Raw genomic sequence first — 22,460 nt, 5'->3', positions numbered from 1 at the left:
ACGCCGCCCGTCGAGCGGGTCCAGCAAAGGCTTGTGCCCCATTGCCTTTGCAACGGGCAGAGGGCAGATCTTGCCACCGTGCCCCAACAGGAAAGACAATCATGCCCAATTTCCTCCGCCTGACCCCCGACGCCGCCGAGGCCGAACACGATGCCCCCGCACCAGAGAAACTGATTTCAGGCGATCCGCGGTTCACTACCTGGAACGCCGAGGAAATCGACGGTCTTTATTGCGGCATCTGGGAAGCAACGCCGGGTAAGTGGCGCATTTCGTATGACGAGTGGGAGTATTGCCGCATTCTCAAGGGGCGTTCGGTGATCACTTCGGATGACGGCACCGAATATCCGCTCACCGCCGGCGACAGCTTCATCCTGCGCCCGGGTTTTTCCGGCACCTGGGAAGTGATCGAAACGACGCGGAAGGATTACGTGATCCGGCTTTAACCCGCAGTGTCGTCCAGCGCGCCATAGATTGTCTCGGGCGAGACGATCTTGGGCGGCAGTTCCATACCGCGATTGGCCATCGCCTCCCCCTCGATCCGCACGGACTCCTCATACGTGCGGATCACCACGTGGGTGCCGAGCGGGATGCGGTCATAAAGGTCGATGATGTCCTGATTGAAGAGGCGGATGCAGCCCGCCGACCCGGAATTCCCGATCGAGCCGAGATCGTTGGTGCCGTGAATCCGGTAGTACGTGTCGCGTGAGCCGGAATAGAGATAGAGCCCGCGCGCGCCGAGAGGGCTCGCCAATCCGCCCGGGATGCCATTGGCGAAGGGGCCATAGACCTCGGGCTCACGCCGGAGCATGTTCGCCGTGGGCTGCCAGCCCGGCCATTCCTCCTTGCGGCGGATAGTGGTGCTGCTGCGCAGCGTCTTGCCCGCGCGCCCGACGGCGATCGGATAGCGCCAGGCGCTGCCGTCGTCGTTCACCAGAAAGAGGAACTTCGCAAAGGGGTCGATCTCGATCACCCCGGGGGCCTGATCGCCGGTATAGGCGACGAGCGCGCGGCGGTTCACGCCTTCAAGATACTCGGAGGGCACGCCGGGCAGGAGATACTCGCCGTCCGCCACCGGGCCATAACCTTCGACGAAGTTCGACTGGGTGACATCGGCGCCGATCTCCTCGAAGACTTCACCCGACCGGGCGCAGCCCGTGAGTGCGCCTGCTACGGCCAAAGCGGCAAAACCCCGCCGCGTCATCGTAATCCCGCCCATGTGCCGCCTCCCCGGACTGTTCGCGTGCCTATCGAGTAGCAGCGCCTGCACGTTCTGCCAACGCCGATACCGCTCACATGACCGAGGTGTTGCGATTCCGCCGCCAGGCAGATGTTCAGCCAATAGCAAACCGTGAATGTGCAGTGTGAGCCCAAGCAGGAAGCACTCAAACACGTCGGAATGAAAGAGGGAAGGCCCTGAACCTGTTCTCCCGCAAACTGACGGAGAATGGTATGTGTAACGTGATTGTGTAGTCTGTTGCGAGCAAACTGACCGCGCGTTGCCGAGAAGGGCCTATCAATGAACAAACCATCGGTCACTCCCGAAGAGATTATTGAGTTCTGGTTTCCCGAAGGCTCAGCGCCGGAGCTCAAGGAGCACCTTGACCTTTGGATGTGGCGCATGCGCGGCGGCGCGAACGAGGAAGTTATCAAGAGGTATTCGGACATCACACGGATGGCAGCGGAGGGAGAGTTCGATCATTGGGCTGAAACTGCTGTGGGTCGTTTTGCGTTGATAATTATCCTGGACCAGTTTCCACGAACTGTGTGGGCAGGCACGGCCAAAGCGTTCTCCCAGGATCCAAAGGCGCTGCGCCTTTGCCTCGACGGGTTCAAAAACGGGCATTTCGATGCGCTTGAACACGTATGGTACAAGACCGCCTACAAAATCCCGCTGGAGCATTGTGAATGCCCGGACCATCTTTCAAATCTGGATCGCGCGGTGGCCATTGCTGAGGCCCTTGCTGAAGAAGCGCCCGAAAATCTGAAGGAGGCATACCGAAGAGGTTCGCAGCAACCCAAACTCCACCGGGCGGTCATTGCAGCATTCGGCCGTCATCCACATCGGAACGACGTCTTGGGCCGGGAGTCTACCGATGCCGAGCGCGCCTACCTGGCAAACGGCGATTTTCCACATCAGACAGATCTCAGGAAACAGTACGGGGATCTGCTGTGAGGACCGCAGAAGCGCATGAGCCGCCTTCCCGAAAAAGGCGCCGCGAGAGCGGCGCCTTTCCAAAATGATCAGCCGACCACGTTGAAGTCCGGCCCGTAGGGATATTTGGTGATATCCTCGTTGCCGTCCTCGGTGATGACGAGGATGTCGTGCTCGCGGTAGCCGCCCGCGCCTGGCTGGCCTTCGGGGATGGTCAGCATCGGCTCCATCGAGATCACCATGCCGGGTTCCAGCACCGTGTCGATATCCTCGCGCAGTTCCAGCCCTGCCTCGCGACCATAGTAGTGGGAAAGCACGCCGAAGGAATGGCCATAGCCGAAGGTCCGGTATTGCAGAAGCTGACGCTCTTTAAAGAAGTCGTTGATCTTCGCCGTTACCTCGGCGCAGGAGACGCCGGGTTTCAGGAGGCTCATCCCGTATTCATGGGCGGCGACGTTGGCTTCCCAGATCTTCAGGGACGCCGCATCGACCTCGCGCACGAACATCGTGCGTTCAAGCGCGGTGTAGTAACCCGAGATCATCGGGAAGGTGTTCAGGCTGAGGATATCGCCGACCTGACATTCGCGCGACGTTACCGGGTTATGGGCGCCGTCGGTGTTGATGCCCGACTGGAACCAGACCCAGGTGTCACGGTATTCGGCATCCGGGAAGCGCTTGGCGATCTCCATTTCCATCGCGTCGCGGCCTGCCATGGCCACGTCGATCTCGCGCGCACCGACCTTGACCGCGTCGCGGATCGCATAGCCGCCGACATCGGCGACATTCGCGCCATGCTTGATGAGCGCGATTTCGGCCGCAGATTTGTGCATGCGCTGTTTCATCGTCGCGGGGGCGATATCGACCGTCTTGGCAGGTGTCAGGAAGGCTTTCAGCTTGTCGGACTGAAGAAGCGTCAGGTGGTCGGCCTCATAACCGATGGTCTTGCCCGGACCGGTCACCGACAGGATCGCGCGCCAGTAATTGTCGCGCTGCCAGTCGGTATAGGTGATGTTGTCGCCATGGCTGCGCCGCCAGGGCTGGGCCGCGTCGATGCCCGCCGAAATCGTCACATCCTCGGTCGCGGTGACGACGAGGGCGTAGGGCCGCCCGAAGGAGCAGTAGAGGAAGCCGGAGTAGTAGGCGATGTTGTGCATCGAGGTGAGCACGACCGCATCGACGCCTTCCGCGTCCATGATGGCGCGCAACCCGCCCAGCCGCTGATCGTATTCCGACGCGGCGAAGGGCAGGACCTTGTTGCCCTGATGAAACCGGTATTGCTGGGGACGTTCCGTCATTTGTTCAGACCTCACATAATGGGGTCCGGCCAGTGGCACGGGAACCCCGAAAGGTCCCGGCGTACAGGACTGCGGCGGATTTCTCCGCAAGCGGCGGGGCGGCTGCCCCTGCGGCGACGCCATCGCCACGGGCTCGGGCGCTGTCTAGCGCATCGCACGCCGTGGGGGCTAGTCCAAAAACGACCCCGGCTGGTGTCGCCTGTTGGACACCGCCCCGGTACTTGGTTTTGACGGACCAGATGAAATCATCCGCCAGAAGGGCTAACTGTAAGGAAGCCGGGGGCGCTGCCCCCGGACCCCCGGAGTATTTCAGGACAGAAAGTGAGGCTTTGATGAGGGTGGTCAATCTTGCAGAAAAGCTCGCCATGTTCGACACGCACTGGGACCCGAAGGTCGTGGCCGGATACAACGGCAATGACATCATGGTGGTGAAGTTTCAGGGCGCGTTTCCGTTTCACGACCATCCCGATACCGACGATTTCTTTCTGGTGATCGAGGGCGAGGTCATGCTGGATGTCGGGGACGAGACGCATGTGCTGAGGGCAGGCGAGTTGTTCGTGGTGCCGAAAGGCATCCGCCACCGGCCGCGCGCGGAGAAGGAGGCGAAGGTGATGCTGATCGAACCAAAGGGGACGCCGAATACCGGAGATGCGGCGACAGCCTCGGCCAAGGCGCATATCTGATGCGTCCGGGGCCGCGGAACCTGATCACCGATGTCGCCGGGCTGAGGGTCGGCAATGCCTCGGATGATCGCCTTCGATCGGGCGCGACCGTTCTGCTGGGCGACCGCCCCTTCGTTGCCGGGGTCCATGTCATGGGCGGCGCGCCCGGCACACGGGAAACCGATCTTCTGGCGCCGGACAAGCTGGTGGCCGAGGTCGACGCGCTGGTCCTGTCCGGTGGTTCAGCCTTTGGCCTCGACGCCTGTTCCGGCGTTGCCGATGGGCTCCGCGCGGCGGGGCGGGGATTTGCTGTCGGCGATCAAAAGGTGCCCATCGTGCCGGGGGCGATCCTTTTCGATCTGCTCAACGGCGGCGACAAAGGCTGGGCGGAGAACCCTTACCGCGCGCTCGGTCGCGCGGCCTTCGACGCGGCGGATGTGAGCTTCGGTGTAGGCACGGCTGGGGCCGGGACCGGGGCTGTGACGCATGACCTGAAGGGTGGGCTCGGCTCAGCCTCGGCTGTGCTGGAGAGCGGCATCACGGTGGGGGCACTGGTTGCTGTCAACGCCATCGGGTCGGTCACCGCAAACGGCGGCCCGCAGTTCTGGGCGGCCCCGTGGGAGATCGGAGCGGAGTTCGGCGGGCTCGGCCCTGCCGTGGCGTACGATCCCGCGGCCGAACCAGTTCTATCGAAACAACTGGGTGAGGCCACAACCATCGCCATCGTCGCCACCGATGCGGCGCTCGACAAGGCGCAGGTGACACGGATGGCCATTGCGGCGCATGACGGGATGTCCCGCGCCATCGTGCCCGCCCATACACCTTTCGACGGCGATCTGGTCTTTGCCGCGGCGACCGGCGCGCGCGCCCTGACCGATCCCCACACCGACGCGTTCCTGATCGGCCATGCCGCCGCCTGCTGCCTTGCCCGCGCCATCGCCCGCGCGGTCTTTGAGGCCAATGCCCGGCCGGGCGACCGCGTCCCGACATGGCAAACGCGGTTCGGGCGTAGCTGAAGCGGCAATGGCAGGGAGGGGGGCAGCCTATCCGATGAGCGCGGCCATCAGTGGCGTGTCCGGCCCTTCCAGCCCCTCGATAACGTCAAAATGGTGCCGCCCGGCATCGACCGTCACCGGACAGGCCCATGAATTGCCGAGCCTGCGGGCCTGATCTAGGAAGGACGGGCGTTCGGCGCCGCCGACCCAGACATGGACCGGCACGCCGGAACGGCGCGTGAGAAGTGCGGGGCTTTCAGCCGCCGCCTCGGCGCGATCCAGCCGGAAGTCGTCGTTCATTGAGGTCTCGATCAGCGGGCGCAGATCGGTCAGGGGGGAGATCGGCACGGAACGGGTGAGCCGTGCGGAGAGGGCGTCGGGCAGCGCGATATCGCGGCACACCATCCGCGCGGCCAGATGTCCACCCGCCGAATGCCCCGTCAGGACGATGGGACCCGCCACCTCTGCCGCCATGATGGGGAGGCTCGCGGCAATCTCGGCGGTGATGGCGCTGATCCGTGCGCCGGGGGCAAGCGTGTAGGCGGGTATCGCACAGGCCCAGCCACGCGCGATCGCTCCTGCCGCAAGATGCGAGAAATCGCGCGGGCCGAAGGCGCGCCAGTAGCCGCCATGGATGAAGACCAGAAGCCCCTCGGGCTTCCCCTTGGGCAGGAAGAGGTCGAACCAGTTCCGCTCACCCGTGCCATAGGGCAGGCCAAGCCGGGCCCGTGCGCCCAGCGCCGCACGGAACTGTGCAGCCTTTTCCGCCCAAAGCGGCGGATAGGCCTCGGCCCCCTCGATATATTTGCCATTCGCAAAGGCATCGTCATAGCGCATGGAAGGTCCTCCGCCGCCATGCATCGCGCGCTTTCGCGGTTTTTGCAATGTTGGCGGTGTTCCGGCCGGCTTACCTGCGGGTGATCAAAATTTTCTGCGGGCGCTGAATATTTTAAGTTTGCATTCCGCCCCCCGGCAGGCTTAACAACGATCGTCCCGGCCCGGCCGGCTCTAAGAAAGGAGATTCCCATGCTCGATTCCGTCACCGACCTCCGCGCCCTTCTGAAGGACCCGACGCTTCTGGCGACCAAGGCCTATGTCGCAGGCGAATGGATCGACGCCGATGACGGCGCGACGTTCGAGGTGATCAACCCCGCCCGTGGCGACGTGATCTGTTCCGTGCCCGATCTTGATCGTGCCGAGACCGCCCGCGCCATCGCCGCCGCTGACAAGGCGCGCCACGAATGGGCCGCCCGCACCGGTAAGGAGCGCGCCGCCGTGCTGCGCAAGTGGCATGACCTGATGGTCGAGAATGCCGATGACCTTGCCGCGATCCTGACCGCCGAGATGGGCAAACCTCTGGCCGAGGCGAAGGGCGAGGTCGTTTATGGCGCGTCATTCATCGAATGGTTCGCCGAAGAGGCCAAGCGCATCTACGGCGAGACGATCCCCGGCCATCAGCGCGACAAGCGCATCACCGTGATCAAGCAGCCGATCGGGGTGGCGGCCTCGATCACGCCGTGGAACTTCCCCAACGCGATGATCACCCGCAAGGCGGGTCCCGCGCTTGCCGTGGGCTGCGGTTTCGTGGCACGCCCCGCCGCCGAGACGCCCTTGTCGGCGCTCGCCATGGCGGTGCTGGCCGAACGTGCAGGTGTGCCCGCCGGCGTCTTCTCGGTCATCACCTCGAAGAAATCCTCGGCCATCGGCAAGGAGTTCTGCGAGAACCACGCAGTCCGCAAGCTGACCTTCACCGGTTCGACCGAGGTTGGCCGTATCCTGCTGCGTCAGGCCGCCGATCAGGTCATGAAATGCTCGATGGAGCTAGGCGGCAACGCGCCGTTCATCGTCTTTGATGACGCCGATCTCGACAAGGCGGTCGAAGGCGCGATGATCTCCAAGTTCCGCAACAACGGCCAGACCTGCGTCTGCGCCAACCGCATCTATGTGCAGGCGGGTGTCTATGACGCCTTTGCCGCGAAGCTGTCGGCCGCTGTCGCCAAGCTGAACGTGGGCGACGGTCTGAAGGACGGTGTCACCACCGGCCCGCTGATCAACGAAGCGGCCGTCGAGAAGGTTGAGGAGCACATCGCCGACGCGCTCGCTGGCGGCGGCAAGGTCGTCACCGGCGGCAAGCGCCACGCCCTTGGTGGTACCTTCTTCGAACCAACCGTCGTCACCGGCATCACGCCCGCGATGAAGGTTTCGACCGAAGAGACCTTCGGCCCCCTCGCCCCCCTCTTCAAGTTCGACACGGAAGAGGAAGTGATCGCGCTGGCCAACAACACGATCTTCGGCCTTGCTTCCTATTTCTACGCCCGTGACATCGGCCGCATCACGCGGGTTCAGGAAGGGCTGGAATACGGCATGGTCGGCGTGAATACCGGTCTGATCTCGACCGAGGTCGCGCCCTTCGGTGGCGTCAAGCAGTCGGGCCTTGGCCGTGAAGGCAGCCATCACGGCGTCGAGGACTATCTGGAGATGAAATACATCTGCCTGTCGGTCTGATACCGGCGGTGATATCCAGAATGGGCGGGGTTGTCCCCGCCCGTTTGCATTTCAGTGGCTCAGAACCAACCCGCCTTTCGGAGCGCTGGTTCGAACGAACGGCCGACCGGAATCTCGGCGCCTGATTTTGTCACGATTGTCCGCTTGCGGTTTTCCAGCCGCACGCTGTCGACCGCAGCGCGCGAAACCCACCATGACCTGTGAACCTGCATGCCGTCCGTACCGGCAAGATCCTCTGCCGCGTCGCTCATCCGGTACAGGACAAGTCCGCTGCCATCGTCAGTATGAACGCGCAGATAGTGGTCCTCCATTTGCAGGAAACGGATGACACCATTGACGCCTTCGGGCTGTCGACGGAGCAGGTTGACCGCGGGCAATTGCGGCGAGGCGGGTGGCGGCGTTCCGGGATGATCTGGAAACCGGGACACAGCTTCGGAAGCGGCGCGGCTCAGCAGCGGCCAACGTTCTATGAACACATACTGGATGAGCGAGAAGACCGTGTTGATGACAGTGACGTTCAGATAGGTCACCCAGGGTGGCGGCAAGCCCGCGCGCGGGGCGAGGATGCTTTCCATCAGCCAGCGCACTTCGAAGGTCAAAGGTACGGCTCCGATAAGGGATGAGGCGATGAGCAGGCTCCAGCCGGGGTAACGATCCGCCCCGAATGAGGCACGCACACCGCGCGCGATCAGGATCATCTGCAACCACCCGGCGGTCACCGAAACCGTCCAGAACAGGGTCAGGTCCGTCAGGTCGGCCCCCGCGCGCACTGCATCGCCCGCCTGCCAGACCATGAGGGCCGCAGTCGCCGCAATCGCAATCACATAGCGCAGCGCGACGCTTCCAAGCAGTCCTGCCGCGCCGGATCGCGGGGAGATCCCATCACGGTTCACGCTTCGCGAACCGTACCATCGCCTAGTTTCGCGAAACAACCTTCTCATCTGACGAACCCGTGCTCGAAATCCGAGCGGGTCCGCAGCAGTCATGTCGTCGCCACGACGCACTTGAAAGGACAACAGATGAATCAATCACTTATTCCGGGTCTGATACTGGCACTTGCGACCGCACTGCCGGTGACCGCGGGAGAAATCAGTCTGACCATCTCCGGTTTTGCGGACAGTTCCGGCATGGCCCGCATCGTCCTGATGGAGGGTGAAGCAGGCTATCGCGGTGAGATACCGGTGGTGCGCATCGTCTCGGTGCCGATCCACGATGGTCGCGCCGTCTGGGCTGCGGACGACATTCCGTCTGGCCGCTACGCGGTCATCGCGCACCATGACAAGGATGCGGATAGCGAGCTCAACCGTCCGTTCCTTGGCCTGCCGCAGGAACCTTACGGCTATTCGAACGGCACCTGGACGAGTCTTGGCCTGCCTCAATGGGAGGAGGTCGCGTTTGACATCGGTGAAGCGCCCGCCCGGCAGGACATCCATCTACGCATGAACGTTTTCGCGGCTGTTTCGCAGATGATGCTGATCGGACTCCCGGCTCTGGTGGCGATCTTCGGCGGGCTGGCGCTTTTCCGAAAGCTCCGTGGCCTTCGCCTGCCAATCTGATCCATCAATGAAAGGACCCACTATGAAACTCGCTTCCATCACACGCGCCGGCGCCGCCGGGCTGATCCTCTCCGGGGCCGCGCTCGGCTATTCCTATATCGCGCATCCCCATCACATGAGCGCCGGGACGATCGCGTCGTCGGGCTGGATATTCATTCACGCGCTTTTCGCGCTCTCGCTGGTGCTGGGCCTTCTTGGCACGACTGCCCTTTATGTCCCGACCGCCCTCAGGGCTGGAAAGCTCGGCCTGACCGGGTTCGTGATGCTGTTCGTCGGGATGATGATGATCTTCGGGCTGGATTACTACGAGGTGCTGATCGCGCCATTTCTCGCAATGAACTATCCGGAGGTCATTCAGGATCATGGCGCAGGCGATGCAATGGGGCCGGTGGCGGTTTTCTTCCCGCTGGCCGGGATTCTGACCGTTGCCGGTTACGCCATGCTCGGCATTGTTTGGCTGAGGATTGGCGTCGTCCCACGCTTTGTCGGGCTCGCGCTGGCGTTGACCGCAATGGCTTTCGGCGTCGGCTTGAGCCCGGCCGGCGGTCTGGCGCTGGCGCGTCTGACGGCGGCCGGTTTCGGTTTGGCGCTGATGGCGGTCGGTATTCACGCCATGCGGCGTGGTTGGTCAGTGGTGGCGGATGCGCAAGATGTGCTGCCCGGTTAACCGTTGTCGTTGGATCGGTGCGGCAAGTCGGCCCCCCTATGGCCGCGTGACATAATGGACCGCCGGGCCCCTCGCCCGGCGGTCATTCTTTGTGTACGGAGGTCCCATGACCCAACCGTCCCGCCGCACCCGTTACCTAAGCCTTGTGGCCCTTGCGGGCTTTGTCGTCCTGACACTTGGCACCACCGCCTGGGCCGCTGCGGCCTTGTCGGTTCACTTCGCGGGTGCCCTTCTGATTGCCTTTGAGGCTGCGCTGATCGCCGCCGCTTTGACCACGCTCGCCCTGCGCTTCCGGTCGCGAAGGGCGGGTTTGGCGGGCCTCGCGCTCATCGCGGTAATCATCGGCGGCTGGTACATGACCATCCAACCCTCAAACGACCGCGACTGGGCCGCCGATGTCGCCCGCGGCGTCACCGCCGAGATCGCGGGCGACCAGGTCACATTGCACAATGTCCGTGCCTTCGACTGGCAGGATCGCGACAGGGCCGAGGAACACTGGGTCACGCGGCACTACGAATTGACGAAGCTCGACAGTATCGACATGTTCACCTCGGTCTGGGACAATCCCGACATCGCCCACCTTCTGGTCAGCTTCGGCTTCAGCGATGGCCAGCATGTCGTCTTCTCGGTCGAGATACGGCGCGAAGCGGGTGAGGAGTTCGAAATTCTTGGTGGTTTCTTCCGCAAGTTCGAACTGGTGCTGATCGCGGCCGAGGAAAACGATATCGTCAAATTGCGCACGAACCACCGCAAGGAAGACGTGCGCCTCTATCCGGTCCGGCTGGATCAGGCGCGGATGCGCGAGATGTTCCTGACCTATACAAGTTTCGGCAACGCGCTGGCCGAGAGCCCGGAGTTTTACAACACGATTACCGACAATTGCACGACGACGGTCTATCAACTCGCGAAACTGGTCGCGCCCGAAATGCCGCTCGATATCCGGCTGGTGAAGTCAGGGCTGCTGCCAGAATACCTCGATGAGATCGGCGGGCTCCGCGATGAGATCGCGATGAGCGAGCGCCGCAGCCGCGGCGCGATTACTGCACGGGCGCAAGAGGTGCCAACAGGCGCCGATTTCTCGGACTGGATTCGCGCAGGACAGTGAATATCCGAAACGTGTCATGCGCAGGCGATATCTTCTGGCGTCATTCCCGCAATTCGTCGCGCGCCACGCCCCAGAGCGCGGTCTTCTCGACCCAGCCCTTGGTGCCGCCTGCCGCGATCCGGCACCAGTCGGGCCCGCATTCGCCAAGACGCCCGATCACGCCGGTCACGGCCTCGGCAACCACCGGCCCCTCGGGATCGGGGCGGCTGCGCAGCGCGGCCCGGTCTGTTGCGACGCTGACGGTGCGTGAACCGGAAAGCAGGCTGTAATAGATCCAGCCACCCTGCCCCTCCTGATCCTCGACCCGGCGCCAGTGTCCGAACTCGGCCGTCACGAGAAGCGGCATGTCGCGGTGGCGGAACACCCAATCAATGCGGTGGCTGAGGCTCGGTCCGCGCCGCACATTGCCCTCGGCTGCCTTCAGCGACACGAAACGCGGCAGCGGCAGATTGGTGACGGGGCCGCGGGCGCCATCGCCGTTCGGAGCCGTGAAACCGGGCGTCGCCAGCCCGGCGCAAAGCGCGATCTGGGCAAGGAACGCCCGAAACTTGTGTGACTTGGTCATGCCTGCCTGCATCGTCTGCCCGTTTTTCGCCCAAGCCTGAAGGGCGCTGTCATTCGGGGCTTGTGGCCCGCCCCGTTGCGCCCATACTTTGCCAAGAGAAACGCCGGTTTGGAAGAGAGGAGAGCATCCGATGGGATCACAGCGTCTGAGTGTTGTCGTCACGCGACGCTTGCCCGAGGTCGTCGAGACCCGGATGAAGGAATTGTTCGATGTCGAACTGCGCGACCCCGATACGCGGATGAGCCGGGATGAGCTTGCCGCCGCGATGCGACGGGCGGATGTGATCGTGCCCTGCGTGACCGACCATATCGACGCCAACCTTCTAGCGCAGGCGGGCGACAAGCTGAAGCTGATCGCAAACTACGGCGCGGGCATTGACCATGTCGACGTTCAATCCGCCCGTCAGCGCGGCGTTCTGGTGTCGAACACGCCGGGCGTTGTGACCGAAGATACCGCCGACATGACGATGGCGCTGATCCTCGCCGTGACGCGCCGCATCCCCGAGGGGCTGGCCGTGATGCAGTCGGGCAACTGGCAGGGCTGGGCCCCCACAGCCTTCATGGGCGGGCGCGTCGGCGGGCGGCGTCTGGGAATTCTCGGCATGGGCCGGATCGGCACGGCCGTGGCGCGGCGCGCCCATGCCTTCGGCATGCAGATCCACTATCACAACCGCAAACGCCTGCGCCCGGAACAGGAGGCCGAGGTTGAAGCCACCTATTGGGAAAGTCTCGATCAGATGGTCAGTCGGATGGATGTGCTGTCGATCAACTGCCCGCACACGCCTGCAACCTTCCACCTGATGAACGCCCGACGCCTGCGCCTGATGAAGGAAGGTGCGGTGATCGTGAACACCTCGCGCGGTGAGGTGATCGATGAAAATGCGCTGACCCGGATGCTGCGCGCGGGCGAGATTGCGGGCGCCGGTCTCGATGTGTTCGAGCACGGGCACGAGATCAATCCCCGCCTGCGGGCGCTGCCGAATGTCGTCCTGCTGCCGCATATGGGCTCGGCCACGCTCGAGGGCCGGACCGAGATGGGTGAGAAGGTAATCATCAACATCAAGACCTTCGCCGACGGTCACCGGCCGCCCGATCTGGTGGTGCCGTCGATGCTGTGACACACCCTCCGGCCCGCCGGATTCTCAGGTCCACACTTTCTTCAGGCGGAGGCCACATTTCGGTCGCGTTCGGCTGCGAAACCGTTGATTGAATTGATTTAACGGAGCAGCCTATGTCCAAGGTATTTCTTGGTGCGTTCGTCGCCATCGCAGGAATTGCCGTCGGTGCCGTGGACTATGTCAATCAGGCCCGCCGGGCGGAAAGCACATCGGGCGCTTTCGGGGCGACAGACTATCTGAAGACCATCACCGGTCGTTTCGGCGATCATCAGGCCGCACTCGCTGCCGAGACGGAACGCAACCGCCTGCGCGGCATGGACCCGCGCGACCATCTGCCCGAAGCCCCCGAGGGCTGGACGCGGACCGATTGGGACGCGGGGGCCGAGGCGTTGTTTGGCGGGCGGTACGACCTGCAGAAGGATGATTTCGCGCCTGACGAGCTGAAGAATGATCCCATGCTGAAGGCACTCACCTCCGCTGGAAAGGCGCTCGTCGATGCACAGGATGCGAGCGAGGTCTATGTCTATCAGAAACCCGGCGCTGTCATTGCGATGCGATTGACCCGTCTTTCGCCGGAACCCGGTGGTTTCAGCGGGATGGCGATGCAGATGGCGGCCAACAATATCGAGGCGATGTCCGGCAAGAATGGCTATGCGATTGTACAGGGCGTCACCTACCGCGAGGAACTCGGTCTTTTCGGCGCGCAAGCCATGGAGCGTGACCATATGGTTGTCACCGGCCAGATCGGAAAGGAACTGCGCATTTCGGTGCGGGCGCTGGCAGAGGACGAGGATGTCCTGACGCTGCTCAACCTGATCGACTATGACCGGCTGAATGCAATGCTGAGCGAACCGCTGCCGGGCATCGGGTCCAACGCCCCCGTGATCGCGGAAGAAGATCAGAAGGCAGAGGCACAGCGCCGGGTCGCCGAGGCTTCGCGGCAACAACGGATCAGGGCGCGCGCCGCCGATATCGACCTTCAGATGGCCGCGCTGGAGATCAACCGGCGGCACGGGCGGCTTGACGATGAGCAATACGAGGCCGCGAAGGCGCGCCTTGACGCGGCGAGCCAGGCGCTGCGTGACGAAGCTGCCGCTCCTCCTGTCGTGGTCGAGGAAAAGAAAGCCGAAGTCGAGCCAGAGGCACCGCAAGAGACCCAGCTGGCCGCAGCGGACGCTCCGGCAGCAGAAGCGCCTGCAGCGGGTGGTGGAGGCATCATGTCGATGCTGAGCGGCCTGTTCGGTGGCGGCGGGTCGAAAGCCGAAGCCGCGCGCCCGGCCGAGGTGAAGGTCAACCGGGGGGCATTCGGAAACTGCAGCGAACTTGGCTCCGCCAAGCGCTGCACGATCGGCGACTAGAGCGTCAGGATCGTCGATCCGGTGGTCTTGCGCGCCTCAAGCGCACGGTGCGCCTCGGCCACCTGATCGAGCCGGAAGTGCTGCCCGATCTCAATCCGCACCGACCCCGACGCGACCTTGGAAAAGAGCCTGCCGGCCATCTCCTGACAGGTCGCATGGTCGGCGATATGGGTGAAAAGCGTCGGACGGGTGATCTTCAGCGATCCGCGCGAGGCCAGCGCCAGGAGATCCACCGGCGGCACGGGCCCCGAGGCGTTGCCGAAGGAGATCATCATGCCAAGCGGGCGGAGCGAATTGAGCGAGCCTTCGAACGTGTCCTTGCCAACCGAATCCATCACCACATCCACGCCGCGCCCGTCGGTGATCTCACGCACCCGTTTGGCAAAATCCTCGGTCCGGTAGTTGATCGCGTGTAGGGCGCCGTGGTCGAGCGCCATCTGGCATTTCGCGTCCGATCCGGCGGTCGCGATCAGGTTGATCCCTTCCGACCGCGCCCATTGGCAGGCGATCAGCCCCACGCCGCCCGCGCCCGCGTGGAAAAGAACCCAGTCGCCATTCGCTATGGGTGTCGTGCGGTTGAAGAGGTAATCAACCGTCAGGCCCTTCAGCATCATTGCTGCGCCTTCCTCGAAGGAAATGCTGTCGGGCAGGGGACAGACCTGCGCGGCGGGCATGACGCGCGCCTCGCTATAGGCGCCGGGCGGTTGGCTGGAATAGGCGGCGCGGTCGCCGGGCTTGAGATGGATCACGCCCTCACCCACCGCTTCGACGACGCCGGCCGCCTCCATGCCGAGCGCGGCGGGCAAGGCAAGCTTGTAAAGCCCTTCGCGCTGATAGACGTCGATGAAGTTCAGCCCGCAAGCCTTATGCGCAATCCGGATCTCTCCGGGCCCCGGTTCGCCCACCGGACGGTCTACGATTTTCATCACTTCCGGCCCGCCATGAGCCTCGATCACAACCGTCCGCGCCATCCTGGCCCCCTCTTGTTGACACCGCACGACCCTAGGCAGGCGAGCGCCCGGGGTCGAGGGGTTTTGCGCCGGATTTGCGGTCAAGCACATCAGCGACAGGTCGGCATGTCGTTTTTCCGTCGCTTTAGGTCGGGCTGACATTTCCTCGTTTTTGCGGCTCTGGCAGATAGGGGCCAGAAAATACACCCGAGGAGTCGGCCCGATGAAAACCCATGTCAAAGCCCTTGTCGTCGGCGGCGGTGCCGTCGGAGCTGGGATCGCCTATCACCTGGCCAAGGCAGGCTGGGATACGATGCTTCTGGAGCGGGACGAGCTGACCTCGGGTTCCACCTGGCATGCTGCCGGGCTTCTGCCGCTGTTCAACATGAGCTATGCCACCACGCATATCCACAAATACTCGGTCGACTTCTACAAGTCGCTTGAGGCGGAGACCGGTCTCAATGCGGGCTTCTACGTCGTCGGCAACCTGCGCATGGCGCAGACGCAGGAACGCATGGACGAATACATGCTCTATTCCTCGGTGGCCGAGACCGCTGATGTCTACCACGAGTTCCTGACCCCCGCGCAGATCAAGGAGCGCTGGCCGCTGGTGCGGACCGAGGACCTGAAGGGCGCGATCTTCCATCCGCAGGACGGTTATATCAACCCGGCCGACGTCACCCAGGCGATGGCCAAGGGCGCGCGTCAGCTTGGCGTCACGATCGAGCGCAAGTGGCAGGTCGATGGCTATCAGTGGACCGGTTCCGAATGGAAGGTCACCTGCACCAAGATGGTGGAAAAGGGCGGCAACCTCGTGCCCAGCGAGGAGCAGGTGGTGATCACCGCCGAGCATGTCGTCACCGCGACCGGCAACCACGCCCAGCGCACTGCCCGGCTTCTGGGCATCAAGATCCCGGCGATCCCGGTCGAGCACCAGTATATCGTGACCGAGCCGGACCCGATGCTGCAGGAATACCGCAAGAACAACCCCGAGCACCCGGTGCTGCGCGATGCCGACGCCAAGTGGTATGTCCGCGAGGAACGAGGTGGCTGGATCCTCGGCCCCTATGAGCGCAATGCGCCCGCCCGCTTCCTCTACGACGTGCCGGAATCGTTCCGTGCCGACCTCTTCCCGCTCGATCTGGAGCGGATCGAGGAAGAATACATGTCGATGATCCACCGGATCCCGTCGTCCGAGACCGTCGGCCTCAAGGACGATTTCAACGGCCCGATCTGCTACACGCCGGACGGCAACCCGCTGGTCGGCCCCGCGCCGGGTTTGCGCAACATGTGGCTGGCCGAAGGCTTCTCTTTCGGGATCACCGCCGCGGGCGGCACCGGCTATTACCTTGCCCAGATGATGGTGAACGGAGAGGCCGAGATCGACATGGCCTCGCTCGATCCGAAGCGCTACGGCTCGTGGATGACGACCGAATATGCGGCGCGCAAGAACGAGGAATGCTATGAACATGTCTTCATCCTGCACCACCCGGACGAAGAGCGCGAAGCCTGCCGGCCCTTGCGCACCGCGCCGGTCTATGATCGCCAGAAGGCGCTTGGCGCGCAGTTCGGTCAGGTGAACGGCTGGGAACGCCCGAACTATTACGGCCCGAAGGACGCGCCCGAGTCGTTCGACCACGATTCGCGCAGCTTCCGCCGTGGTGGCTGGTGGCAATATGCCGTGGATGAGGCCAAGGCGATCCGCGAGACCGCGGGCCTGATCGACGCGACCGCCTTTACCAAGCACATCGTGCGCGGTCCGGGCGCGACCGCCTTCCTCGACTGGTTCACCTGCAACGCCCTGCCGAAGATCGGCCGCATCAACCTGACCTATGCGCTGACCCCCACCGGCACGACGCGGACCGAATACACGATCGTCCGCAACGGCGAGAACGACTATTACCTCGTCTCCGCCGGTGCCTGGACGGCCTATGACGCCGACTACCTGAAGAAGTCGATCGAGGATTTCATCGCGAATGGCGGTGCGCATGTGGATATGCATGACGTCACCACCCAATGGGGCGTCTTCGCCATCGCCGGTCCGAAGTCGCGCGACATCCTGAAAGAGATCATCAAGGATGCCGAGCCGGAGACCGCGCTGTCGAACAAGCGCTTCCCCTGGCTCTCGGCCCGCAAGATCGAACTTGGCATGTGCCCGGTGAACGCGATCCGCGTGGCCTATACCGGGGAGCTTGGCTGGGAACTGCACCACCCGATCGAGATGCAGCGCTACCTCTGGGATCTGCTCTTGGCGGCCGGTGAGAAGCACGGCATGAAGCTCGTCGGCGCCCGCGCGCAGAACTGGTTGCGTCAGGAAAAATCCTACCGCGCCTTCGGCACGGAACTCGGCCGCGATGCGACCCCTGCCGAGGCTGGCCTCGACCGGTTCATCGACCTCTCGAAGGACTTCCAGGGTAAGCAGGCGATGATCGACACCGGCGTGCGCTTCAAATGCGTCACCGTGCTGATCGACGGGCCGGAGGACACCGATCCGTGGGGCAAGGAGGCGCTTCTTGTCGATGGCAAGAAGGTCGGCCGTCTGACCTCGGGTGGCTACTCGGTCGCCTTCGGCAAGCAGATCGGCATGGGCTATGTCAGCCCGGAACTGGCCGAGGTCGGCACCAAGCTGAAGGTGCGGATGCTGCGTCAGGAATGGGATGCAATCGTCGTCGAGGACAGCCCGTTCGACCCGTCGAACGAACGCATCCGCGTCAACGGCTGATCGGACCATGTTTCCAAGTAAAGGCCCCGCTTCGGCGGGGTCTTTTCGTTACAGCCGGCCGGTAATCTTCCGCAGCCACCATCGTGTTCCGACGAACAGGAACCGCCAGTCGGAAAAGAACTCCGGCGGCTTGCACTCGATCGCGTGGCCGATGAACTGGAGGACCCATCCCAGTATGAACAGCCCCGCCGCCCATGGCCAAAGCATCGGCCATGCGAAGGCCAGAAGGCCCAGAATGATCGAGATGACGATCATCGGAATCCCGAAACTGTGCGTCAGCTGATTCCACCGGTTCTGGTGGCTCTGCTTGTACTGGTCGACCCAGTCGTCCCAGCTGCGCCCCTTCATCAGCGACATGGCGTCGATCTCCCGGTCTTGGCTTACCCGTCCCTGTCGAAACTAGGCTCCATCCCGCGATCTGATCAATCCAAGTTGCGGCTGACGTGGCGGCAGATTATTTCGCGGCCGATTCCAGTTCATCCCAGCAAGCAAGCGCCGCGGCCGAATACATCAGCGTTGGCCCGCCGCCCATCTGGATCGCCATCGCCAGTACGTCGCCAAGCTCCTCCCGTGTGGCTCCGGCCTTCATCAGCGCCTCGACATGGAAGTTGATGCAGGGTTCACAGCGCAAGGCCACCGCCATGCCGAGCGCCACGTATTCCTTTTCCTTGATGCTGAGCGGCCCGTTTTCCTTCACCGCGTTCGACAGCGTCGTGAAGCCCGCCGTCGCGGCGGGAATAGTCTTGTAGAGCGCGCGCAATTCGGTGCGCGTCTGGTCGATCTGGCCCTTGTAGCTCATGTCAGTCTCCGCATTGGTTTGGCGGCAGGTTTGACATGGGGCGAGCGCGGCCGACTTTGACTTCAGTCAAATTCATTCAGTATTTTGAATGTGACTCGACTTCAGAGCCGCCGACGCATCAGCCAGGCGGACCAGTCCGCCTCGGTCCCGGCAAAGGCGTTGAGGTCGGCTTGCCCGGAAATGCCCTGCACCACGCCGGTGCCGGTATATTGCCAGAAGGCCCAGCTTTGGCCGGGGAACTTCTGGCGCGGATGGCCGGCGACCGACCGCAGCCAGAATTCCTCACCCCTCAGTTTCCACAGCTCATTGTCCTGCCAGAAATCCACCGCTGTATAGATCAGCGGGCGCTGGCCGTAGCGCGCGCCGACGATACGCTGGAAGGTCAGGATCTCGGCCCGCAGGACCGCCGGATCGGGGCGGGTGCGGCAGGTGCGGGACTGGTGGTTCCATTCAACATCCAGAACCGGCGGCAGGGCGCCGGGCGTGTAGGGCACGTTGGCGATGAACCACGCCGCCTGCTCTTCGGCCGAACGGCAGAGGTAGTAGAAGTGATAGGCTCCGCGCGGGATGCCTGCACGCGCTGCGCCCTGCCAGTTCTGGGCGAAGGCCGGATCGGCATGGTCACCGCCCTCTGTCGCCTTGATGAAGGCGAAAGCCACATCAGATGCGGCGACGCGGTGCCAGTTGATATCGCCCTGATAACGCGACACGTCGATACCGTGGACCGGGTGATGCGCGGGCGTGATTCCACGCCAGTTATAGGGGTCGATATCGCTGAAACGGTGCGGAATGCCGTCAACCCGGCCTCCACCGCAGGCTGCAAGCCCGCAGACCATCGCCAAAGCCAGAATCCGCCCGATCCGTCCCATTCCGCCCTCCTGCCCGGGGTCTTGCCTGTTTCGTTCAGGATGTCACGAAAAGCGGTTTGGCGAAAGGGCTTCTACCATAGCGCGATCAATGTCCGGTATTCGCCCGGCGATCAGGTCGGCGGCAAGCTGGCTGGCCGCGGGCGCGGACTGGAACCCGTAACCACCCTGCCCGGCCAGCCAGAAGAACGAGGGCTCGACCGGATCGGGACCGATCACCAGTACCCTGTCGGGCGCAAAGGTCCGAAGCCCCGCCCATGAAGCAATGAGCCGCGTCACGGGTTCGGTCACCATCGCCTGATAGCGCGCGATCCCCTCGGCCAGAACCATATCTTCGGCCCAGGCATCATGCGGATGGGTCGGGTCCTCCTCGGCGGGCGACACGATCAGCGCACCTGCATCGGGTTTCGCGTACCAGCTTTCGCCTGCCCCGAAGATCAGCGGCCAGCGCGCAGGGTCGTGGCCGCCGGGCGCGGGAATACGGGCCATCGACCGGCGGAGCGGCGTGAAACCGATGGGCCGGATACCGGCCATTCCGGCAACCTCATCGGCCCATGCCCCACTGGCATTGACCAGAATGCGGCCTTCGAAGCTCCCTTTCTTCGATTCCGCCCGCCAGTGGCCGCCCGTCCGGAAAATCGCCGTCACGCGCGCGCCGGTGATGATCTCTGCCCCGTTCGCCCGTGCCTCACGCGCAAAGGTCTGGATCAGCAGGTCGGTGTCGATGTCTTCGGCATGGGCGCCAAAAGCCGCACGGTCGAGCCGCGCCGGATCAAGGACCGGCACCATGTCGCGCGCCACATCGGTTGTGATCTCCTCTAGCCCGAGCGCCTCGCGATCGGCGTCGAAAGCCGCGCGCTCCTCCTGCGTCGCCACCAGCAACATGCCGCGCGGGCTGAGAACGCCCGTACCCCGCAGATGGGTGCCGCCCGCCCGCGACAGCGCGACAACCGGCGCGAGGCCGTAATTCGGCTCATATAGTGCGGCAGAGCGGCCGGACGTGTGATAGGCGAGGTGATCCTCGGCTTCCAGCAGCACGACCTTGCCCAGATGCGACAGCCGCGCGGCGGCCGAGACCCCGGCAATGCCGCCGCCGATGATCAGGAAATCTATGCTCACGCTGCGGGTTCCAGCAGGCCACGCCCTTTCAGAAGCGGCTCCACCCCCGGCATCTTGCCCCGGAATGCGGTGTAAAGCGCATCGGCCTCTTCCGATCCGCCCGCCGACAGGATGTGTTTTTCAAGCCGTGTCGCGGTGTCAGCATCGAAGGCGTCCCCCGCCTCACGGAAGGCCTCAAAGGCGTCGGCATCCATCACCTCGGACCACATGTAACTGTAATAGCCCGAGGAGTATCCGTCTCCCGAAAAGACATGGGCGAAATGCGGGGTCGCGTGGCGCATCCGGATCGCGTACGGCATACCGATGTCGTCCAATACCTGCGTCTGAACCGCCATCGGATCGGCCGGCGCGGCCCCCTCGTGGAAAGCCAAATCGACGAGCGCCGAGGCGACATATTCGACCGTTGCAAAACCCTGATCATAGGTCGATGCCGCCAAGAGCCGGTCGCGGAGTGCAGCGGGCATCGGCTGGCCGGTCTTTGCATGGCGGGCGTGCTTGTCGAGCACTTCGGGCACTTCCAGCCAGTGTTCGTAAAGCTGGCTCGGCAGCTCGACGAAATCGCGCGCCACCGAGGTGCCGGAGATGAGGCTGTATGTCACGTCCGACAGCATCTGGTGCAGCGCATGACCGAATTCGTGGAAAAGTGTGCGCGCATCGTCCCAGGACAGAAGCGCGGGTTCCCCCATTGCCGGTTTCGCGAAGTTACAGACATTGACGACGACAGGTCGTTGGTCGCCGCCAAGCTTGCGCTGTTCGCGGAAGGCGGAACACCAGGCGCCCGACCGCTTCGACGACCGCGCGAAATAGTCGCCGATGAAGACGGCGATATAGCGACCGTCGCGCGTCACCTCCCAGGCCCGCGCATCGGCATGGTAGAGAGGCACGTCCAGCGGCCGGAAATCCAGCCCGAAAAGCCGGTTCGCACAGTCGAAGGCCGCCTCGGTCATCGCGTCCAGCCCGAAATAGGGCTTCAGCTCACCCTCATCGAGGTCATGTTCGGCCAGCCGCCGTTTCTCGGAGTAATAGCGCCAGTCCCAGGCTTCCAGATCGCCGTTCACGCCATCCGCATGCATCATCCGGGTCAGCACTTCGGCGTCGGCCTGCGCCTTGCCGCGCGCCGGTGCCCAGACCCGCATCAGTAGGTCGCGCACCGCGCCCGGCGTCTTGGCCATCTCGGGCTCCAGCTTGTAGGCCGCGAAACTTTCATAGCCCAAGAGCTTCGCACGCTCCTCCCGCAGCTTCAGGATCTCGGCCGCTAGTGCCCGGTTGTCGGTCGCCCCGCCATTCGCGCCGCGCGCCACCCAGGCCTCATAGGCCTTTTCCCGCAGATCGCGGCGCGGCGAGAACTGAAGGAACGGCACCACAAGCGAGCGGCTGAGCGTCAGCACATGGCCCGGCTGCCCGCGCTCTTCGGCAGCGGCTTTCGCCGAGGCGATGACGAAATCCGGCAGGCCCTCCAGATCGGCCTCGGCCAGCGGCATCCACCAGTCACGCTCATCGGCGAGAAGGTTCTGGGTGAAGGCGGTGGACAGGACCGCCAGCCGCTCTTTCACCTCGGCCATGCGGCCCCGCCCCGCTTCGTCCAATGCCGCGCCGGCGCGGACAAACATCCGCCGGTAAAGCTCCAGCACCCGCGCCTCTTCCGGCGACAGGCCCAGCGTCCCGCGCGCCTGCCACAATGCCTCGATCCGCGCGAAAAGGGCTGCATTCATCGTCACTTCGGATGAAAACGCCGCCATCTTCGGCGCGAGGTCGCGTTGCAGCTCTTCCCGCTTGGGCGTCGAATCCGCGCCTGCAAGATTGTAAAACACGCCCGCCACCCGGTTGAGCGTTTCCTCCGCAAGTTCCAGCGCCTCGATCGTATTGGCGAATGACGGTGCCGCCGCATCCCCGGCAATGGAAGCGATATTGGCGCGGGCGTCGGCAAGGGCCGCATCGAAGGCCGGTGCGAAGTCGCTGTCGCGGATCGCGGCGAAGGGCGGCAGGGCGAAGTCGCCGGTCCAGGGCTCAAGCAGTGGGTTGGTCAT

The 22,460-nt window shown here is 63.8% G+C and carries 22 protein-coding genes; 11 read left to right on the top strand and 11 right to left on the bottom strand.

The features are described 5' to 3' along the window. Positions 1-101: 101 nt before the first annotated feature. Positions 102-443, top strand: a complete 342-nt coding sequence (locus tag QKW60_RS10925; protein WP_282368743.1) for a cupin domain-containing protein — start codon at positions 102-104, stop codon at positions 441-443. Here the strand turns inward: QKW60_RS10925 and QKW60_RS10920 are convergent. Beyond that, positions 440-1,216, bottom strand: coding sequence for a L,D-transpeptidase (locus tag QKW60_RS10920; RefSeq protein WP_282368741.1), 777 nt, complete (start codon positions 1,214-1,216; stop codon positions 440-442). The two genes, QKW60_RS10925 and QKW60_RS10920, sit on opposite strands and share 4 nt — an antisense overlap. Positions 1,217-1,516: 300 nt before the next feature. On the opposite strand from QKW60_RS10920, the gene QKW60_RS10915 reads away from it, so the two are divergent. Then, positions 1,517-2,173, top strand: coding sequence for a DUF924 family protein (locus QKW60_RS10915; protein ID WP_282368739.1), 657 nt, complete (start codon positions 1,517-1,519; stop codon positions 2,171-2,173). 68 nt (positions 2,174-2,241) lie between these two features. Here the strand turns inward: QKW60_RS10915 and QKW60_RS10910 are convergent, their stop codons facing one another. Next, on the bottom strand, positions 2,242-3,447 hold the full coding sequence (locus tag QKW60_RS10910) for an aminopeptidase P family protein (protein ID WP_282368737.1): 1,206 nt from the start codon (positions 3,445-3,447) through the stop codon (positions 2,242-2,244). A 332-nt stretch (positions 3,448-3,779) separates the two neighbouring features. On the opposite strand from QKW60_RS10910, the gene QKW60_RS10905 reads away from it, so the two are divergent. Both QKW60_RS10905 and QKW60_RS10900 read left to right on the top strand, forming a co-directional pair. Next, on the top strand, positions 3,780-4,130 hold the full coding sequence (locus QKW60_RS10905; protein ID WP_282368734.1) for a cupin domain-containing protein: 351 nt from the start codon (positions 3,780-3,782) through the stop codon (positions 4,128-4,130). Continuing rightward, positions 4,130-5,125 carry a P1 family peptidase gene (locus QKW60_RS10900; protein ID WP_282368733.1) on the top strand — a complete coding sequence of 332 codons (996 nt, stop codon included), beginning with the start codon at positions 4,130-4,132 and terminating at the stop codon, positions 5,123-5,125. Before QKW60_RS10905 ends, QKW60_RS10900 begins: the two co-directional genes overlap by 1 nt. Positions 5,126-5,152: 27 nt before the next feature. On the opposite strand, the gene QKW60_RS10895 is transcribed toward QKW60_RS10900, so the two are convergent. Beyond that, the gene (locus QKW60_RS10895; RefSeq protein ID WP_282368732.1) at positions 5,153-5,941 is read right to left on the bottom strand and encodes an alpha/beta hydrolase; all 789 of its coding nucleotides are present in this window, start codon (positions 5,939-5,941) and stop codon (positions 5,153-5,155) included. A gap of 189 nt (positions 5,942-6,130) precedes the next feature. Between QKW60_RS10895 and QKW60_RS10890 the strand changes: the two genes are divergently transcribed. Next, positions 6,131-7,609, top strand: coding sequence for an NAD-dependent succinate-semialdehyde dehydrogenase (locus tag QKW60_RS10890; protein WP_282368731.1), 1,479 nt, complete (start codon positions 6,131-6,133; stop codon positions 7,607-7,609). A 59-nt stretch (positions 7,610-7,668) separates the two neighbouring features. Here QKW60_RS10890 and QKW60_RS10885 read toward each other — a convergent pair whose 3' ends face one another. Next, positions 7,669-8,502: a LytTR family DNA-binding domain-containing protein gene (locus tag QKW60_RS10885; protein WP_282368729.1), complete on the bottom strand. Its 834-nt coding sequence runs from the start codon at positions 8,500-8,502 to the stop codon at positions 7,669-7,671. Positions 8,503-8,628: 126 nt separating this feature from the next. On the opposite strand from QKW60_RS10885, the gene QKW60_RS10880 reads away from it, so the two are divergent. The 3 genes from QKW60_RS10880 to QKW60_RS10870 all read left to right on the top strand — a co-directional run bounded on the left by QKW60_RS10880 (position 8,629) and on the right by QKW60_RS10870 (position 10,937). After that, positions 8,629-9,165, top strand: a complete 537-nt coding sequence (locus tag QKW60_RS10880; protein ID WP_282368727.1) for a DUF2141 domain-containing protein — start codon at positions 8,629-8,631, stop codon at positions 9,163-9,165. Between the two features lie 22 nt (positions 9,166-9,187). Continuing rightward, the gene (locus QKW60_RS10875) at positions 9,188-9,832 is read left to right on the top strand and encodes a hypothetical protein (RefSeq protein ID WP_282368725.1); all 645 of its coding nucleotides are present in this window, start codon (positions 9,188-9,190) and stop codon (positions 9,830-9,832) included. Between the two features lie 106 nt (positions 9,833-9,938). Further along, complete coding sequence (locus tag QKW60_RS10870; RefSeq protein WP_282368724.1) at positions 9,939-10,937, top strand: Lnb N-terminal periplasmic domain-containing protein; 999 nt, start codon at positions 9,939-9,941, stop codon at positions 10,935-10,937. Between the two features lie 40 nt (positions 10,938-10,977). On the opposite strand, the gene QKW60_RS10865 is transcribed toward QKW60_RS10870, so the two are convergent. After that, positions 10,978-11,502, bottom strand: coding sequence for an SH3 domain-containing protein (locus QKW60_RS10865; protein ID WP_282368723.1), 525 nt, complete (start codon positions 11,500-11,502; stop codon positions 10,978-10,980). A 130-nt stretch (positions 11,503-11,632) separates the two neighbouring features. On the opposite strand from QKW60_RS10865, the gene QKW60_RS10860 reads away from it, so the two are divergent. Both QKW60_RS10860 and QKW60_RS10855 read left to right on the top strand, forming a co-directional pair. Further along, positions 11,633-12,619: a 2-hydroxyacid dehydrogenase gene (locus tag QKW60_RS10860; protein ID WP_282368721.1), complete on the top strand. Its 987-nt coding sequence runs from the start codon at positions 11,633-11,635 to the stop codon at positions 12,617-12,619. Between the two features lie 113 nt (positions 12,620-12,732). Further along, positions 12,733-13,977: a hypothetical protein gene (locus QKW60_RS10855; protein WP_282368720.1), complete on the top strand. Its 1,245-nt coding sequence runs from the start codon at positions 12,733-12,735 to the stop codon at positions 13,975-13,977. On the opposite strand, the gene QKW60_RS10850 is transcribed toward QKW60_RS10855, so the two are convergent. Further along, positions 13,974-14,948 carry a quinone oxidoreductase family protein gene (locus tag QKW60_RS10850; RefSeq protein ID WP_282368718.1) on the bottom strand — a complete coding sequence of 325 codons (975 nt, stop codon included), beginning with the start codon at positions 14,946-14,948 and terminating at the stop codon, positions 13,974-13,976. The two genes, QKW60_RS10855 and QKW60_RS10850, sit on opposite strands and share 4 nt — an antisense overlap. Before the next feature lie 202 nt (positions 14,949-15,150). Here QKW60_RS10850 and QKW60_RS10845 point away from each other — a divergent pair, with 202 nt between their 5' ends. Beyond that, positions 15,151-17,649, top strand: a complete 2,499-nt coding sequence (locus tag QKW60_RS10845) for a GcvT family protein (RefSeq protein WP_282368716.1) — start codon at positions 15,151-15,153, stop codon at positions 17,647-17,649. A 48-nt stretch (positions 17,650-17,697) separates the two neighbouring features. On the opposite strand, the gene QKW60_RS10840 is transcribed toward QKW60_RS10845, so the two are convergent. From QKW60_RS10840 to QKW60_RS10820, 5 genes are all read right to left on the bottom strand, one after another. Continuing rightward, the gene (locus tag QKW60_RS10840) at positions 17,698-18,006 is read right to left on the bottom strand and encodes an Mpo1-like protein (protein ID WP_282368715.1); all 309 of its coding nucleotides are present in this window, start codon (positions 18,004-18,006) and stop codon (positions 17,698-17,700) included. 97 nt (positions 18,007-18,103) lie between these two features. Beyond that, the gene (locus QKW60_RS10835) at positions 18,104-18,448 is read right to left on the bottom strand and encodes a carboxymuconolactone decarboxylase family protein (protein ID WP_282368713.1); all 345 of its coding nucleotides are present in this window, start codon (positions 18,446-18,448) and stop codon (positions 18,104-18,106) included. 101 nt (positions 18,449-18,549) lie between these two features. Further along, complete coding sequence (locus tag QKW60_RS10830) at positions 18,550-19,317, bottom strand: glycoside hydrolase family 25 protein (RefSeq protein ID WP_282368712.1); 768 nt, start codon at positions 19,315-19,317, stop codon at positions 18,550-18,552. A gap of 42 nt (positions 19,318-19,359) precedes the next feature. Next, complete coding sequence (locus tag QKW60_RS10825; RefSeq protein WP_282368710.1) at positions 19,360-20,433, bottom strand: NAD(P)/FAD-dependent oxidoreductase; 1,074 nt, start codon at positions 20,431-20,433, stop codon at positions 19,360-19,362. After that, positions 20,430-22,460 (bottom strand): M3 family metallopeptidase, encoded by a 2,031-nt coding sequence (locus tag QKW60_RS10820; RefSeq protein WP_282368709.1) that lies wholly within the window; start codon positions 22,458-22,460, stop codon positions 20,430-20,432. Before QKW60_RS10820 ends, QKW60_RS10825 begins: the two co-directional genes overlap by 4 nt.

The organism is Albidovulum aestuarii (genome assembly GCF_029961185.1).
In the GTDB taxonomy this organism is placed as follows: Bacteria; Pseudomonadota; Alphaproteobacteria; order Rhodobacterales; family Rhodobacteraceae; genus Albidovulum; species Albidovulum aestuarii.
This window is presented reverse-complemented; position numbering and strand designations above follow the sequence as displayed.